Here is a 16,879-nt window from a genome sequence, read left to right as displayed (position 1 = left end):
GTGAATCCTCCCTTCGATTCGGCTTCCTTTCTCAAGACAGTAACTCATCAGCCCGGCGTTTACAGAATGTACAACGCCGAAGCTGTTGTCATCTATGTAGGTAAAGCCAAAGACCTAAAAAAGCGCCTTTCAAGCTACTTTCGAAAAAAAGTAGACAGTGAGAAAACTCGCGCGCTTGTCAGTAATATCGCCAAAATAGACGTCACGGTGACTCACACTGAGACAGAAGCGCTGATCTTAGAACATAACTACATCAAGCAGTATTTACCGAAATACAATGTGTTGCTGCGAGATGATAAGTCTTACCCTTATATCTTTATTAGCGGCCATAAACACCCACGGCTTTCTATCCACCGTGGCGCCAAGAAGCGCAAAGGTGAATATTTTGGCCCCTACCCAGATTCTGGTGCAGTAAGAGAAACATTGCATTTGCTGCAAAAGATATTTCCTGTGCGCCAGTGTGAAGACACTGTCTATTCCAACCGAACGCGCCCATGTTTGATGTACCAAATTGGCCGTTGTGCAGGGCCATGCGTTGATACCATCATTTCTGATGAAGAATACGCAGAGTTGGTTGGCTTTGTGCGCATGTTTTTGCAAGGCAAAGACCAGCAAGTACTCAAACAACTGATCGAGAAAATGGAAGTTGCCAGTCAGCAATTGCGCTTTGAAGATGCCGCTAAATTTCGCGATCAAATCCAAGCGATTAGACGTGTTCAAGAGCAGCAGTACGTCTCAGAAGACAGCATGGATGATATGGATGTACTAGGGTTTGCTCAGGAGAATGGTATTGCGTGTATTCATATCCTGATGATACGCCAAGGTAAAGTGCTTGGTAGCCGTAGCCATTTTCCGAAAATCCCACAAAATACAAGCCAGCAGGAAGTGTTCGATAGTTTTCTGACTCAATACTATTTGAGCCATAACGAAGCGCGCACGATTCCTTCTCGTATTATTTTGAATCAAGAGTTGGCAGAAGATATTGCGCCAATACAGAAAGCGTTAAGTGAAGTGGCAGGTCGTAAGGTTCATTTCCATACCTCGCCAACTGGCTCTCGAGCAAGGTATCTCAAGCTTTCGAACACGAATGCACTAACGGCGATTACCACCAAAATCAATCACAAGATGACGATTAATCAGCGTTTTCATGCGCTTCGCGAAACATTGAAGTTGGAGTCTATTGCTCGAATGGAGTGTTTTGATATCTCCCATACCATGGGGGAAAGTACGATTGCATCGTGTGTGGTGTTCAACGATGAAGGCCCCGTTAAGCAGGAGTATCGTCGCTATAACATCACTGGGATTACCGGTGGTGACGATTACGCTGCAATGGGACAAGCGTTGGAGCGCCGTTATTCGAAGCAATTGGACGTAGAGAAAATTCCCGACATCATCTTTATCGATGGTGGTAAAGGTCAGTTAAATCGTGCGCATGATATTATTTCGCAATATTGGGGTGATTGGCCAAAGCGTCCCATCATGATTGGTATTGCGAAAGGGGTCACTCGCAAACCAGGCTTAGAAACGCTGATTACAGTCGATGGGGACGAGTTTCATTTACCAAGCGATGCTCCAGCGCTGCACCTTATTCAACATATTCGTGATGAAAGCCATAACCATGCTATAGCGGGGCATCGTGCTAAGCGAGGTAAAACCAGACGTACTAGTGCACTTGAAGGGATTGAGGGAATTGGCCCTAAACGACGTCAGGCGTTACTCAAGTACATGGGTGGGTTACAAGAACTTAAACGTGCAAGTGTCGAAGAAATCGCCAAAGTGCCGGGAATAAGTCACTCTTTAGCAGAAATTATTTTCCAAGCATTGAAACAATAAGGAAAATCGCGCAACATTAAGCCGCAATGTGTAAGAGAATAATAAAATGCGTTTGAATATCCCGAACATTCTGTCTCTTCTTAGACTGTTCCTAATCCCTGTTTTTGTGGTTGTCTTTTATCTGCCTTATTCATGGGCACCTTTTGCAGCAGCAATGGTGTTTTGGGTAGCGGGTTTTACTGACTGGCTTGATGGTATGTTGGCCCGTAAACTTGGCCAAACTTCTCGTTTTGGTGCGTTTATTGATCCTGTTGCTGATAAAGTGCTAGTGGCAACGGCATTGATTTTAATCACGGAACATTATCATTCAATTTGGGTGACCATTCCTGCGGTAACGATGATCGCGCGAGAAATCATTATCTCAGCATTGCGAGAGTGGATGGCTGAAATCGGTAAGCGAGCGAGTGTTGCGGTATCTTGGGTTGGCAAAGTAAAAACTGTTTCGCAAATGTTCGCCTTATGGGTGTTGATATGGCGTTACGATGAATGGATGGTTTGGCTAGGCTTTGCGGCCTTGTACGTGGCAACTTTCTTGACATATTGGTCAATGATTCAATATTTAGCTGCTGCGAAAGACGATCTGTTGAATGAAGAGCATCATTAAATTCTGATATTAGAAAGCAGGCTTAATAGCCTGCTTTTTTGTATCTAAGATAATCTACGGCATTTCTTTGCTTCTCACGTTTTTCAATGCTTGCTAACGGCCATACTTGAAATTTCTATCTGAGAGTTCCTGTTTCGATAGAATTCCATATGTGATCTAAGTCTTGTTTTTGCCCTTGGAGAGCCTCAGAGAAGCGAGTCTCCTGATTGTTGACGCTTCAATACACGTAACGCACGGCCAGCAGTGTAAGGCATAGCTAAAGTTTTATGATAAACAAGTGTATTTAAGCGATTTTTAGTATTAAAACTAAGCAATCCACCGTCTTTCGCACAAATTCTAGTCAAACGATTTAAAAAAATAAAAATAGTGTTGACTCGATCGCTCGAATCCGTAGAATGCATCCCGTACCCAAGAGAGCGTAGCTCAAAAGGGTGGTGAAAAAGCTTAGCTTTATTCACAAATGAGGCGCCTTGGCAGAGTGGCTATGCAGCGGATTGCAAATCCGTGGACCTCGGTTCGACTCCGGGAGGCGCCTCCATTATTCTTTTGAGAGTGAATGGCTTTCGAGAATAAATGCGACACTAGCTCAGTTGGTAGAGCGCAACCTTGCCAAGGTTGAGGTCACGAGTTCGAACCTCGTGTGTCGCTCCAAATTTTATTGATATGGCGTTAGCGGTATCAGATGGTGTTTTACTTTTCTGTAAAGGCATCACAAAGAATATTTGTGTGCCCTGGTGGTGGAATTGGTAGACACAAGGGATTTAAAATCCCTCGACGTTCGCGTTGTGCCGGTTCAAGTCCGGCCCGGGGCACCATCTCATATTAAATGCGACACTAGCTCAGTTGGTAGAGCGCAACCTTGCCAAGGTTGAGGTCACGAGTTCGAACCTCGTGTGTCGCTCCAGATTTAAGGCCCAGCATGAAAATGTTGGGCCTTTTTTGTATTTCTTAAAATCTTAAATTTCTTCTCTGTGATGGATTTCGTTAAGCACTGAGCTCCTTCAGCGTACTAACTTAACTTCTTGTTAATTTTAGCCATAGCAACGTCACTTCATGGCCATACCCATCCAGCTAGTTTAAGTTTAGTCAATCAAAGTTCTGTGAATAAAGACTCATCGCTTTAGGCTGAGCAGTAACGTAAATACTAGCTCTGTTAAATACCTTGGATACTGAAAATAATGTTCTACGATTAAAGAGTGGTATGTTCATAAACCGTTTTGGTTCATGGTGCTGATATTGTAAGGATATTTGTTTAAATAACAGGTATTTGAGAAAAGAAGAAAAGCGTTGTAGATGAGTATGAATGTACAAATATCACTAGGGGGAACTTTGTTGTGATTTGCGTCACTGTTACTAATATGAAAAATCGTTGCCAGAAGATTTTATTTTGTGATAAATTCGCGCGCAATCTCGGAGCGTAATTAACAACGTTTGATCTCTGGGGGATACGCGTAGTGACCATTCAAGCTGATTGTGACACTGCGTAGGGTAGGTATCGGCAAAGCCTTTTGTCGATAGACGGGATACTAATGCTGTAAAAGCGGCATATTAATGGGAAACCCAACATTGAAACCTTTGAATAAACACACACTAATCAGCTTCATACTGCCGAAATGTCCTGTTTTACAAAACGGGTGCATTACGGAACCTTGATTAATCCCTTTTACATATAAAGTCACGAATATCGTGGCAGATGATCTGTATTTGTCATTTTGCACTGACAAATGCGGAGGGGTATACACACCTCCTGTAACTTCATTCCAATGATTATTAATACAGGATATAGAATTATTATAATTCAAGGGATTATGTAGTATGAGCACTGCCTTTGAAGTCGATAGCAATATCGCAAACATTTTTTCGTCTCAGGTTCCTATCGTTGAGGGAACGTATGACTTAACGCCAGATCAAGTATTGATTGATCAGGCTGAGCATGAATCTGAAGTGCGTTCTTATCCACGTCGCTTGCCAATCGCAATCAAACAAGCTTTTGGTTGCTTGGTTGAAGATACACGTGGACAGATCTTTTTAGACTGCCTTGCGGGGGCGGGCACTCTAGCTTTGGGGTATAACCATCCTGAAATAAACCAAGCTCTGAAAGAGCAATTAGATTCGGGTCTGCCATATCAGACGCTAGATATTGCAACATCAGCAAAAACGACGTTTATTCAATCTGTTAAATCTTTTCTTCCTCAAGAGTTAAGTGAGAACAGCGTTATCCAATTTTGTGGTCCGTCTGGAGCCGATGCAGTTGAAGCCGCGATCAAGCTCGCGAAGCAGACTACTGGTCGCAACACCATGTTTGCTTTTCGTGGCGCATATCATGGTATGACTAACGGCACAATGGGAATGATGGGCAACCTAGGTACGAAAGCGCGTCGAACTGGTTTAATGTCAGACGTGCACTTTATGCCTTTCCCATACAATCTGCGTTGTCCATTTGGGCTTGGCGGTGATGAAGGTGCGAAAGCAAGTATTCGCTATATCGATCGTCTTTTAAACGATGATGAATCGGGCATTATGAAGCCTGCTGCGATCATCGTTGAGCCAGTGCAAGGTGAGGGTGGTGTTGTTCCTGCGCCAGCATTCTGGCTGCGAGAGTTACGTCGTATTTGTGATGAACACGGTATCTTACTGATCTTCGATGAGATCCAGTGTGGTGTTGGTAAAACTGGCTACAATTTCGCATTTGAAGAGTCGGGCATTGTTCCAGATATCCTGTGTTTATCAAAAGCTATTGGCGGTGGCTTACCAATGTCGCTATTGGTTATCAACAAGCAGCATGATACTTGGAAGCCGGGCGAACACACAGGTACGTTTCGTGGCAATCAGTTAGCCATGGTCTCTGGTGCGAAAGCATTAGAAATCATCCAGCGTGACAATCTGGTTGAGCATGCCAATATTGCGGGCCAGTATTTGCGCTATGGTCTTGAAAGCATTCAAAAGCGCGTGAACTGTATCGCAGAAGTACGTGGCAAAGGTTTGATGCTTGGTGTGGAGATTAAAAATCCAAACGGTGAGCTCAATAAATTTGGCGAACCTCAAGCGGATAGTGAACTCACTCTTTCCATTCAACGCGCAGCACTTGAGCGTGGCTTGATCGTTGAGAAAGGCGGACGTGAAGGTGCAGTAATTCGCTTCCTTCCTCCTCTTATCATCTCGTTTGAGCAAATCGACTTTGCTTTACGTGTATTTGAAGACGCGATTTTAGCAGCCGGCGGTAGTCACATCGAAACTCAGCCACAAGATGAATGGAAGAAGCATTTCATCCACACTGGAGAGTTGGGCAGCAATGAGTTTGCTTCGGTGATGAATCACACTACGACAGCAATGAAATCAGTGTTTGAACAGGTTGCTGCACCATACTCAGGTATGGATCCAAAAGCATTGGAAGCAGCGATTCACGACGTTGATCTTGATAATGGAAATGCGCCTCTTAAATCCGTTATCGACGATGCTGCTGAGCTGGTCGCGAAAAACGCAATTTTTACTCAACATCCAGATTGTATTGCTCACCTACATACTCCACCGTTGATGCCTGCTATTGCCGCAGAGGCAATGATTGCGGCTTTGAACCAATCAATGGACTCATGGGATCAAGCTTCATCAGCGACTTATGTTGAACAGAAAGTTGTGAACTGGCTATGCGATAAATACGAGTTAGGTGAAAAAGCGGACGGTATCTTCACGAGCGGCGGCACGCAAAGTAATCAAATGGGTTTGATGCTTGCGCGTGATTGGATTGCTGACAAACTCAGTGCGCACTCAATTCAAAAGCTTGGGCTTCCTGAATACGCAGACAAGCTGCGTATTGTATGTTCGAAAAAATCCCACTTCACGGTTCAAAAATCAGCGTCTTGGATGGGATTGGGTGAAAAAGCGGTTATGACCGTCGATGCTAATGCCGATGGAACGATGGATGTCACTAAGTTAGACGAAGTTCTAAATCAGGCAAAAGCAGAAGGTTTGATCCCATTTGCAATTGTCGGCACAGCGGGCACAACGGATCACGGTGCTATTGATGACCTAGACTTTATCGCCGATATGGCAGCGAAACATGACATGTGGATGCACGTCGACGGTGCATACGGTGGAGCTCTGATTTTAAGTAGCCAAAAAGCCCGTCTGAAAGGTTGTGAGCGTGCACACTCCATCAGCGTAGACTTCCACAAGTTATTTTACCAAACCATCAGTTGTGGTGCGCTGTTGGTGAATGACAAGTCTAACTTTAAATTCCTGCTTCATCATGCAGATTACTTGAACCGCGAACACGACGAACTACCGAACTTGGTGGATAAGTCTATTGCTACAACTAAGCGTTTTGATGCGCTAAAAGTGTTTATGACGATGCAAAGCGTGGGGCCAAAAGCCCTAGGCGATATGTACGATCATTTACTTGATCAGACGCTTGAAGTTGCGGACATGATTCGAGATAACAAACACTTTGAGTTGTTGGCTGAACCATCACTATCTACGGTTCTGTTCCGCGCGACACATGAATCAGCGGATCTTGATGAACTGAATAAAACGTTGCGCTTAGAAGCGTTAACACGCGGTATCGCGGTATTGGGTGAAACCATTGTCGACGATAAAACCGCATTGAAATTTACGATTTTGAACCCGTGTCTGACGACGGCGGACTTTGAATCTTTGCTCTCAAAAATCAATAAGCTAGCGGCAGAGCTAGTTTAACAAAGGTAACGGAAAACTATGGCAATTCTACAGATTGGTGCAGGCGGCGTTGGCTGGGTAGTTGCACATAAAGCAGCACAAAACAACGACGTTCTGGGTGATATCACAATCGCATCACGTACCGTAGGTAAGTGTGAGAAAATCATCGAATCGATTCAGAAGAAAAACAATCTGAAAGATTCAACTAAGAAACTAGAAGCTCGTGCGGTAAATGCGGACGACGTAGATTCTTTAGTTGCTTTAATTAAAGAAGTGCAGCCTGACTTAGTGATCAACGCGGGTCCTCCTTGGGTGAACATATCTATTATGGAAGCATGTTACCAAGCTAAAGTGTCATACCTTGATACATCTGTTGCGGTTGACTTGTGCTCTGAAGGCCAACAAGTACCTCAAGCTTACGATTGGCAGTGGGGCTACCGTGAGAAGTTTGAAGAGGCGGGTATCACAGGTATTCTTGGTGCCGGTTTCGATCCGGGCGTAGTATCGGTGTTTGCTGCATACGCGGTGAAACATCTGTTCGATGAAATCGATACTATCGACGTAATGGATGTAAACGCAGGTGACCACGGTAAGAAGTTCGCAACTAACTTTGACCCAGAAACGAACATGCTTGAGATTCAAGGTGATTCCTTCTACTGGGAAAAAGGCGAGTGGAAACAAGTACCTTGTCACTCACGTATGCTTGAGTTTGAATTCCCGAACTGTGGTTCACATAAAGTGTACTCAATGGCGCACGACGAAGTTCGATCTATGCAAGAGTTCATCCCGGCGAAACGCATTGAGTTCTGGATGGGGTTCGGTGACCGTTACCTGAACTATTTCAACGTAATGCGCGATATTGGTCTACTCAGCCCAGACCCACTGACGCTGCACGACGGCACGGTAGTCCAACCTCTACACGTATTGAAAGCGCTACTGCCGGACCCAACATCTCTCGCACCAGGTTACACAGGCTTAACGTGTATCGGTACTTGGGTACAAGGTAAGAAAGACGGTAAAGATCGCAGCGTATTTATCTACAACAACGCAGATCACGAAGTTGCATACGAAGACGTTGAGCACCAAGCGATCTCTTATACTACTGGTGTCCCAGCAATCACAGCAGCTCTGCAATTCTTCCGTGGTAAGTGGGCAGACAAAGGCGTGTTCAACATGGAGCAGCTAGATCCAGACCCGTTCCTAGAAACCATGCCATCGATTGGTCTAGATTGGCATGTTCAAGAACTGGAGCCAGGACAACCTGTTATCCATAAATTGAAGTAAGAATTTAGCGACTCTTATTCGTACGTTTAAGCCGATGCACTTGCGTCGGCTTTGTTCGATTTTATAGTGCCTTTGCTAAGGCGAAGGGACGTAAGGTATCAAAATGCAACAAAACGAACTAAAAACGCCATACTTCATGATTAATGAAGACAAGCTGATTGAGAACCTAGAGAAAGCAAAACAGCTAAAAGACATCTCTGGTGTGAAGCTTGTATTAGCACTGAAGTGCTTCTCAACATGGGGTGTATTCGACATCATCAAGCCTTACCTAGACGGAACAACCAGCTCTGGCCCGTTTGAAGTGAAGCTTGGCTACGAAACGTTCGGTGGTGAGACACACGCATACAGTGTGGGTTACAGCGAAGATGACGTTCGCGATGTGGCGAATATCTGTGACAAGATGATCTTTAACTCTCAGTCACAGTTAGCGGCTTATCGTCATATTGTCGAAGGTAAAGCATCGATTGGCTTGCGCCTAAACCCTGGTGTGAGCTACGCAGGGCAAGACTTAGCAAACCCAGCGCGTCAATTCTCTCGTCTTGGTGTTCAGGCTGATCACATCAAACCGGAAATTTTTGATGGTATTGATGGCGTAATGTTCCACATGAACTGTGAGAACAAAGACGTGGATGCGTTTATCGGCTTACTCGATGCTATTTCAGAGCTGTTTGGCGAGTACCTAGATAAGCTGGACTGGGTAAGCATGGGTGGCGGCGTGTTCTTCACATGGCCGGGATACGACATCGAGAAGTTGGGTTTAGCGCTTAAAGCATTCTCAGAGAAACACGGCGTACAAATGTATCTAGAGCCGGGTGAAGCGATCATCACTAAGACAACCGATCTTGTTGTAACAGTGGTTGATATCGTGGAGAACGTGAAGAAGACGGCGATTGTCGATTCAGCAACAGAAGCCCACCGTTTGGATACACTTATCTACAACGAGCCAGCGTCCATTCTTGAAGCATCTGAAAACGGTGAACATGAATACGTGATTGGGTCGTGCTCTTGTTTAGCTGGTGACCAGTTTTGCGTGGCGAACTTCGAACAGCCTCTCGAGATCGGACAGCGTCTGCATATTCTAGATAGTGCAGGTTACACCATGGTGAAACTGAACTGGTTTAACGGTCTACGTATGCCTTCGGTTTACTGTGAACGCTCGAATGGTGACATTCAAAAACTGAATGAATTTGACTACTCTGATTTCAAACGTTCACTGTCTCAGTGGTCAGTGGAATAAAACGTATTGAGTATTAGAACGACAAAGAGCAGCTGAATTGCTGCTCTTTTTCATTGGAGAAGCGTTAAAGGTATGCAGTTAGCTTTCTACAATTACACGAGTGTCTTCACTCAGAGATTCTAACTCATTAGCCACGTCCTCTATCTCTAGCTCGCTAGGCAATTTAATCGCCATTTTTGCGCTGAATAAGCTGGAGCTTACCCCACCGCCGCCTGCAATGAATACGCGTTGGCAATCCATATCTAGAATTGAAATGCCTTGATTATCGAGAACGTGAGTAATTTCATTCACAATACCTGCTCTATCGTTGGCATCTAAGCGAAGCTGAAAGATGGTGTCTTCACGATGCGAGTGAGGATCCGAGTCAACGAACCTAACCACAAGAGTTTGACATGAAGAGAACGCCTCTTTAACGATGTCGGCATTTTCTCTTGGAAGCTCTACTTTGATGACACCTGCAACTTGATCTTCGATAAAGTTTACTTTGCTTATCAGCCATTTACCGCCATTTTCATGAGTAATTGCTGCGAGTTCTTTGATAGTTGCGGGTGACGCTTGTCCGACAAAATTAACAATAAATACGGTGTTCATAATGTCCCCTCCTGGAATAAGGTTTGGACGCAGTACGAATAAACGTGCTACTTAAGTTATTGGAATAAATCCTTTTATTTAGTGTAGGTGCTAGGAGAGGGTTATGTTTGATGAAAGTCAATTTTTGACACTAATTCGTGAAGCAAATAATTAAAACGATGTTTAGGGCACAAAAAAGCAGCCATCATAAGGCTGCTTTTCTACTGAGTATCAACTCAAGTCAAGGCTAAAATGTTACTTTTAGTTCGACACCGTAAAATTGGCTATCGTAGTTGGCGCCTGCGTCCATTGCGAATTTTGCGACGTCTTGATTACCAAACCAAGGTGATGAATTAAATTGTAGTTCTGCACTACCGCCCCATGCATCGGTTACCCAATAATGGATATGCCCAACAGGGTTTAGGAAGAAGAGTGATACATCACCGACGGTTTCAGAGCCCATGACTTCGCCGCCGTTTGCTACAATATCTTGCTCAGCAGTGAGCATCATTTCGCCAACCACAGCACCAAAGAATGGTGTGATAAAAATATCCTGCCAAGATGGCACTTCTGCAAATGCCTCTACTCCGTACTCCCAAAAGAACGTTGACATGGTTGCGGAGTACAAGAATGACTGAAACTCGTTATAGCCAGCGTGGCGTGCGGCTGTGTAGTAAACGCCGCCAAAATAAGGATGCATGATGTAGTTGAGGACATGTTCATCACGATCCCAAACAGGCCCGTCAGAGACATTATCTTTCCATTTTTGACCCAGCTTACTCATGTCTCGGTCTTCTTCGTCCCATTTAGTGATACTTTCTGGAAGGAAAGTCATCATACCAACGGTTGCGATACTCAGGCCAAGAATGGTGTAGGTTTGACCCATGAGGTAATCCCAGTCTTTACCTTGAGGGATAATGAGATGTTTAGGCTGAAGCCCTGCATCAAGATTTAATGAATCATCATTATTCTGTTCAAACATAAGACCGCGATTTTGAGACTCGAAGGTGTACAGAGTCGTCGTTTCGCAGTAACCTGACAAGCAATCAGGTGTGTAAGAAAACTCCGTATGACTGGTCATATCGTACTGACTTGCGTGCGCAAGCGCTGACGAAGTCAAGCAAAGGCCAGTTAGAGTTTTCTTGAACATGGATGATTTTGACACAAAGGTCTCCGAGTTGATGGTGTGATGATCGGGCTCGCAATTATCCCTCAAAACATCAACCATTTAAATACTTGATCCTTATTTAGTCCCAATATATCTCGTCGAGATTCGTCCAAATAAAAAGAAAAATAAGCACTATAACGAATAATAGGATTGTGCTTATGTTCAGGAGTCAGTTGTGAAAATAGCAATGCTTAGTACCGGTGAGGAAGTGCTCCACGGTGATATTGTTGATACTAATGCGGCATGGTTATCTAGCCTGTTTTATCAACATGGATTTGGCTTAACAAAGCGCTCAACGGTTGGTGATAGCCTGTCGAGCTTGGTTGAAGAGTTTTTAATGTTGAGCTTCAACAATGACGTGGTGATCGTGAATGGTGGTTTAGGGCCAACGACCGATGATATGAGTGCCGCCGCCGCCGCGAGAGCTGCTGAGTGTAAACTCGTGCTTTTCAAAGAGTGGTTGCAGCATCTAGAAAGTTTGTATGCTCGACGTGGCATCCCAATGCCAGACAGTAATTTAAAACAAGCCATGCTACCAGAAATGGCTGAGATTCTGGATAACCCGATAGGCACAGCCTGTGGTTTCAAGATGCTGATTAATGATGCCATTTTTTATTTTACGCCGGGTGTGCCAAGTGAATTTAAGCTTATGGCAGAGACGCAAATTTTGCCTGATCTGAGAAGAGCTTTTCCAGAGGTGCAAGGTTCATGTTGTAGTCGAATCTATACGTTTGGCCTTTCCGAATCCGGCATCTCGGACAAGCTTGATCAGCTAAAACTTCCTCAAGGGTATGAGCTTGGTTATCGCTCTTACTTACCTTTTATTGAAGTGAAACTCTTTGGCCCTTCTGACCAGTTTGAACAGCGTTTGAAGTTGGTACAGATGATCAATAAGCATCTTGAAAGCAATACCGTTAGTATTGATTTACCTATGGTTGAAAATGTCGGCCAGCTGTTGGTGGATAAAGAGTTAACCGTGTCGGTTTCCGAAAAAAGCAGTGGTGGATACTTAACTTATTGGTTAAATAGTGATGAAAACGCTGAAAGGCAACTTGGACATGGTTGGGTACTACCAAGCCAGACTCAAGCGATGAGCAACAGCGGAGACCCATTAGCAGAAACGTTTGCTCTGGCAGGAGCGACGCGAGAGAAGTGTGGGACGGATTTATCACTCGTCACTGGCGATATTGAAGAGGGTGTTTTTTCCGTCGCTTTATCGACACCGTCAGGCGAGTGGGGGGCGTTATATAAACTCTCGAAAAAGTATCAGCGCAATGATCAAGTTAAAGTGATCAGCACGGCAGCACTAGACTTGTTGCGTCGCTACCTAGAACGTAAACCGATGTTTGCACATTATGCATTTTTAGAGAAAGTTAAAGAGATGCATCTCCCAGGTAGTGCTTTATAACCAGAGACCTATAACAGCCTGAGAGATAAAACACGTAGATACAAAAAAGCCAAGGTAATCACCTTGGCTTTTGCGTTTTATACCGTCGAGTCACGTTATGCGCGCTGCTTTTCTTTCATCGCGTAGTTAACGCCACTGAGTGACAAATCCGATTTTGCTTTACAGATACAAGGTAATATCTCATCACTTTGCGTGTAAGCCATGGCAAAACCAACATACTCCACTTCACCAGATTCCAACTTGCAGCGACAAGCGCCACAGTGCCCATCACGACAGTTGTATTCTGGTAATAAGCCAGCTTGCTCCATTGTTTCCAAAATTGTATTGGAAGGGTTGGATTCAATACTGATGAGTTTGTTGATTTTGAGTGTTGCCATTACAGCTCGAATCCTTCGAAGTCGTCTGCGCGAACTTCATTGTCAATTTGACCCACAAGGTAAGAAGAAATTTCCGCTTCTTGAGGTGCAACTTGAACGTTATCTGAAGACAACCAAGCGTTAATCCATGGGATTGGGTTGGTTGTTGCTTCTGGATAAGCTGCAGGTAGACCTACTGCTTGCATACGGATGTTGGTGATGTATTCAACATATTGGCTTAGGATGTCTTTGTTTAGACCGATCATCGAGCCATCTTTGAATAGATACTCTGCCCACTCTTTTTCTTGCTCAGCCGCTTCTTTGAATAGGTCAAAACAGTCTTGTTTTGCTTCTTCTGCGATTTGCATGAAAGTGAAATCATCCTGACCGTTACGTAGCAGGTTGATCATGTGTTGCGTACCGTTCAGGTGAAGCGCTTCATCACGTGCAATCAGTTTGATTATTTTCGCGTTACCCTCCATTAGTTCGCGTTCTGCAAAAGCGAAAGAACATGCGAAACTTACGTAAAAACGAATCGCTTCTAGTGCGTTAACAGACATCAGACAGATGTACAGTTTCTTCTTCAGATCGTACAGACTAACCTTAACCGTTTCACCGTTAAGGACATGCTCACCTTCACCGTAGCGATGGTAATCATTCGTCGCTTGAATCAAATCGTCGTAGTAGTGCGCGATGTCTTTTGCACGCTTCAGGATGTGCTCGTTCTCAACGATATCATCAAATACCACCGCAGGGTCGTTCACGATGTTACGAATAATGTGCGTGTAAGAACGAGAGTGAATCGTTTCAGAGAAAGACCAAGTCTCAATCCAAGTCTCTAGTTCCGGCAGAGACACAAGCGGCAGCAGTGCCACGTTAGGGCTACGACCTTGGATAGAGTCTAGAAGCGTTTGGTACTTCAAGTTAGAGATGAAGATGTGCTTCTCGTGATCTGGCAGTTTGTTGTAATCGATACGGTCGCTAGATACGTCTACTTCTTCTGGACGCCAGAAGAAAGAAAGTTGTTTCTCGATAAGCTTTTCGAAAATCTCAAACTTTTGTTGGTCGTAGCGTGCAACGTTTACTGATTGACCTAGGAACATTGGTTCCTTCAATTGGTCATTCTTTTTTTGGTTAAAAGTACTGTAAGCCATAATGCCTCAATTCCTTTTAAACCTCCCCATAAGGGGAGGTTATCGATAGTCTGTCTTTACGGAGTGTTAGGTGCGGGTAGATTAAATCTTACAACCGCCGCCAGCACAATCGTCATCTTGTGGTTGAACAGCGTCTTTCTGTTCATCTTTTGCGCCATCACGAGTGTTATGGTAGTAAAGCGTTTTCACACCAAACTTGTACGCTGTTAGCAGGTCTTGAAGTAGTTTCTTCATTGGTACCTTGCCAGTCTCGTAACGTGACGGGTCGTAGTTAGTATTAGCAGAGATAGCTTGGTCAACAAACTTCTGCATAATACCCACAAGATGTAGGTAACCGTCGTTCGAACCGATGTTCCAAAGCAGTTCATAGTTGTCTTTAAGTTCAGTGAACTCAGGTACAACTTGCTTCAGAATACCGTCTTTCGAAGCTTTTACTGAAACATAACCACGTGGTGGCTCAATACCGTTAGTTGCGTTTGAAATCTGAGAAGAGGTCTCAGAAGGCATTAGCGCAGTCAGTGTTGAGTTACGTAGGCCGTGCTCCATAATTTCTTTACGTAGGCTGTCCCAGTCGTAGTGCAGCGCTTCGTCACAAATTAGGTCGATATCTTTCTTGTACGTATCAATCGGCAGTAAGCCTTTCGCGTAGTTCGTTTCGTCGAATGAAGGGCACTTGCCTTGCTCTTTCGCCAGTTCTACCGATGCTTTTAGTAGGTAGTACTGCATTGCTTCGAACGTACGGTGAGTCAGGCCATTTGCGCTACCGTCAGAGTATTTCACGCCATGCTTCGCTAAGTAGTAAGCGAAGTTGATCACACCAACACCTAGCGTACGACGGTTCATCGTCGATTTGTATGCCGCTGGTAGAGGGTAATCTTGATAATCAAGCAGTGCATCTAGCGCACGAACAACAAGATCAGATAGCTCTTCGAAATCATCTAGAGACTTGATAGCACCAAGGTTGAAGGCAGAAAGCGTACATAGTGCGATCTCGCCCGAGTCATCTTCAACGTTAGTTAATGGCTTCGTTGGCAGTGCGATTTCTAGACATAGGTTCGATTGACGAACTGGCGCTACTTCAGAATCAAATGGGCTGTGAGTATTACAGTGGTCCACGTTCTGAATGTAGATACGACCTGTTGATGCACGCTCTTGCATTAGCAGAGTGAACATTTCAATCGCTTTAACCGTTTCTTTCTTGATTGAAGGATCGTTCTCGTACTTCACGTATAGACGCTCAAACTCTTCTTGGTTTTCGAAGAATGCGTCGTATAGACCCGGTACGTCTGAAGGTGAGAATAGTGTGATGTTGCCACCCTCAACTAAACGTTGGTACATCAGTTTGTTTAACTGAACACCGTAGTCCATGTGACGAACACGGTTCTCTTCAACACCACGGTTGTTTTTAAGCACCATTAGAGAGCGAGCTTCGCCGTGCCACATTGGGTAGAATACAGTCGCTGCGCCACCACGAACACCACCTTGCGAACAACATTTTACTGCGGTTTGGAAGTATTTGTAGAACGGGATACAGCCAGTGTGGAACGCTTCACCACCGCGAATCTCTGAACCTAATGCACGGATACGACCAGCGTTGATACCAATACCAGCGCGCTGAGATACGTAACGAACAATCGAGCTTGCTGTTGCGTTGATAGAATCAAGACTGTCGCCACACTCGATCAGAACACATGAGCTGAACTGGCGAGTAGGGGTGCGCACGCCAGACATAATTGGCGTAGGTAGAGAAATCTTAAATGTCGATGTCGCATCGTAGAAACGCTTGATGTAATCAAGACGCGTTGCTTTTGGATATTTCGCAAATAGGCACGCTGCTACAAGGATATATAAGAACTGAGCACTTTCGTAAATTTGGCCCGTTACACGGTTTTGTACGAAGTACTTGCCCTCTAGCTGCTTAACTGCCGCGTATGAGAAGTTTAGGTCGCGTTTATGGTCGATGTACGCATCAAGTTCGTCGAGTTCTGCTTTTGTGTAGTCTTCTAGAATATGTTGATCGTACTTACCCATATCGACGAGGCGAGACACGTGATCATAAAGCGTTGGTGGCTCGTATTGGCCATACGCTTTTTTACGCAGATGGAATACCGCTAGGCGAGCAGCTAGGTATTGGTAATCCGGAGTCTCTTCAGAGATCAGGTCTGCCGCAGACTTGATGATTGTCTCGTGAATATCTGTCGTTGTGATGCCGTCGTAAAACTGGATGTGAGCGCGAAGTTCTACTTGAGAAACCGAAACATTATCTAGACCTTCTGCAGCCCAAGTGATAACGCGGTGGATTTTATCCAGATCGATACTTTCTTTACGGCCATCACGCTTGGTGACGGTAAGTTGTTGGTTCATTCTGCTTTATTTCCCTAAGAAAACTGATAAAAGCCGTATTTTTGTTTGTTTATGTGCAATATGAGTAAAGCTTGCGGCGGCTTTGTGATCAAAGTCTATCTATATATTGTCGCTTAAACACAACATATAGGGGTTCATTTGTTTGCGGGTTACAAGATAGTGCTATTACACTGATTTATCAAGGTACAGATCGGGGATGACTTGTGGATAACTGACAAAATGAAAAAAAT

Annotated in this window: 12 protein-coding genes and 4 tRNA genes; 10 read left to right on the top strand and 6 right to left on the bottom strand. The window is 44.5% G+C overall.

Annotated features, from left to right (window positions below; all coding sequences use genetic code 11):
* Both uvrC and pgsA read left to right on the top strand, forming a co-directional pair.
* Positions 1 to 1,833, top strand: a complete 1,833-nt coding sequence (gene uvrC, locus L3V27_RS15730; RefSeq protein WP_237312278.1) for an excinuclease ABC subunit UvrC — start codon at positions 1 to 3, stop codon at positions 1,831 to 1,833.
* 46 nt (positions 1,834 to 1,879) lie between these two features.
* Entirely contained in the window at positions 1,880 to 2,437 is a 558-nt protein-coding gene (gene pgsA / locus L3V27_RS15725; protein ID WP_005394805.1) for a CDP-diacylglycerol--glycerol-3-phosphate 3-phosphatidyltransferase, read from the top strand.
* Between the two features lie 185 nt (positions 2,438 to 2,622).
* Here pgsA and L3V27_RS15720 read toward each other — a convergent pair whose 3' ends face one another.
* On the bottom strand, positions 2,623 to 2,895 hold the full coding sequence (locus L3V27_RS15720; RefSeq protein ID WP_237312276.1) for a hypothetical protein: 273 nt from the start codon (positions 2,893 to 2,895) through the stop codon (positions 2,623 to 2,625).
* Positions 2,896 to 2,901: 6 nt separating this feature from the next.
* On the opposite strand from L3V27_RS15720, the gene L3V27_RS15715 reads away from it, so the two are divergent.
* The 7 genes from L3V27_RS15715 to nspC all read left to right on the top strand — a co-directional run bounded on the left by L3V27_RS15715 (position 2,902) and on the right by nspC (position 9,629).
* Positions 2,902 to 2,975, top strand: a tRNA-Cys gene (locus L3V27_RS15715).
* 37 nt (positions 2,976 to 3,012) lie between these two features.
* A tRNA-Gly gene (locus L3V27_RS15710) sits at positions 3,013 to 3,088 on the top strand.
* Positions 3,089 to 3,165: 77 nt separating this feature from the next.
* A tRNA-Leu gene (locus L3V27_RS15705) sits at positions 3,166 to 3,252 on the top strand.
* Between the two features lie 13 nt (positions 3,253 to 3,265).
* Positions 3,266 to 3,341: transfer RNA gene (locus L3V27_RS15700), tRNA-Gly, on the top strand.
* Between the two features lie 911 nt (positions 3,342 to 4,252).
* The gene (locus tag L3V27_RS15695; protein WP_237312275.1) at positions 4,253 to 7,129 is read left to right on the top strand and encodes a pyridoxal phosphate-dependent class III aminotransferase; all 2,877 of its coding nucleotides are present in this window, start codon (positions 4,253 to 4,255) and stop codon (positions 7,127 to 7,129) included.
* An 18-nt stretch (positions 7,130 to 7,147) separates the two neighbouring features.
* Positions 7,148 to 8,392 carry a carboxynorspermidine synthase gene (locus L3V27_RS15690; protein WP_237312273.1) on the top strand — a complete coding sequence of 415 codons (1,245 nt, stop codon included), beginning with the start codon at positions 7,148 to 7,150 and terminating at the stop codon, positions 8,390 to 8,392.
* Positions 8,393 to 8,495: 103 nt separating this feature from the next.
* Positions 8,496 to 9,629, top strand: coding sequence for a carboxynorspermidine decarboxylase (gene nspC, locus L3V27_RS15685; protein WP_237312271.1), 1,134 nt, complete (start codon positions 8,496 to 8,498; stop codon positions 9,627 to 9,629).
* Between the two features lie 78 nt (positions 9,630 to 9,707).
* Here nspC and L3V27_RS15680 read toward each other — a convergent pair whose 3' ends face one another.
* Positions 9,708 to 10,220 (bottom strand): ACT domain-containing protein, encoded by a 513-nt coding sequence (locus L3V27_RS15680; protein WP_005394795.1) that lies wholly within the window; start codon positions 10,218 to 10,220, stop codon positions 9,708 to 9,710.
* Between the two features lie 226 nt (positions 10,221 to 10,446).
* On the bottom strand, positions 10,447 to 11,349 hold the full coding sequence (locus tag L3V27_RS15675; protein WP_237312388.1) for a DUF3943 domain-containing protein: 903 nt from the start codon (positions 11,347 to 11,349) through the stop codon (positions 10,447 to 10,449).
* Positions 11,350 to 11,542: 193 nt separating this feature from the next.
* Between L3V27_RS15675 and L3V27_RS15670 the strand changes: the two genes are divergently transcribed.
* Positions 11,543 to 12,775 (top strand): CinA family nicotinamide mononucleotide deamidase-related protein, encoded by a 1,233-nt coding sequence (locus L3V27_RS15670; protein WP_237312269.1) that lies wholly within the window; start codon positions 11,543 to 11,545, stop codon positions 12,773 to 12,775.
* Between the two features lie 95 nt (positions 12,776 to 12,870).
* Here the strand turns inward: L3V27_RS15670 and yfaE are convergent, their stop codons facing one another.
* From yfaE to nrdA, 3 genes are all read right to left on the bottom strand, one after another.
* Positions 12,871 to 13,152 (bottom strand): class I ribonucleotide reductase maintenance protein YfaE, encoded by a 282-nt coding sequence (gene yfaE / locus L3V27_RS15665; protein ID WP_005376817.1) that lies wholly within the window; start codon positions 13,150 to 13,152, stop codon positions 12,871 to 12,873.
* Positions 13,152 to 14,285, bottom strand: a complete 1,134-nt coding sequence (gene nrdB / locus L3V27_RS15660; RefSeq protein ID WP_005376818.1) for a class Ia ribonucleoside-diphosphate reductase subunit beta — start codon at positions 14,283 to 14,285, stop codon at positions 13,152 to 13,154. The genes yfaE and nrdB overlap by 1 nt, the downstream gene beginning before the upstream one ends.
* Positions 14,286 to 14,366: 81 nt before the next feature.
* A complete protein-coding gene (gene nrdA / locus L3V27_RS15655) occupies positions 14,367 to 16,649 on the bottom strand; it encodes a class 1a ribonucleoside-diphosphate reductase subunit alpha (RefSeq protein ID WP_005394788.1) in 2,283 nt (760 codons plus the stop codon).
* Positions 16,650 to 16,879 lie beyond the last annotated feature (230 nt).

Source organism: Vibrio sp. J2-3(2022) (assembly GCF_021725735.1).
In the GTDB taxonomy this organism is placed as follows: Bacteria; Pseudomonadota; Gammaproteobacteria; order Enterobacterales; family Vibrionaceae; genus Vibrio; species Vibrio diabolicus.
The sequence above is the reverse complement of the archived record's forward strand: the minus strand, read 5'-3'. Positions and strand labels throughout refer to the sequence as shown.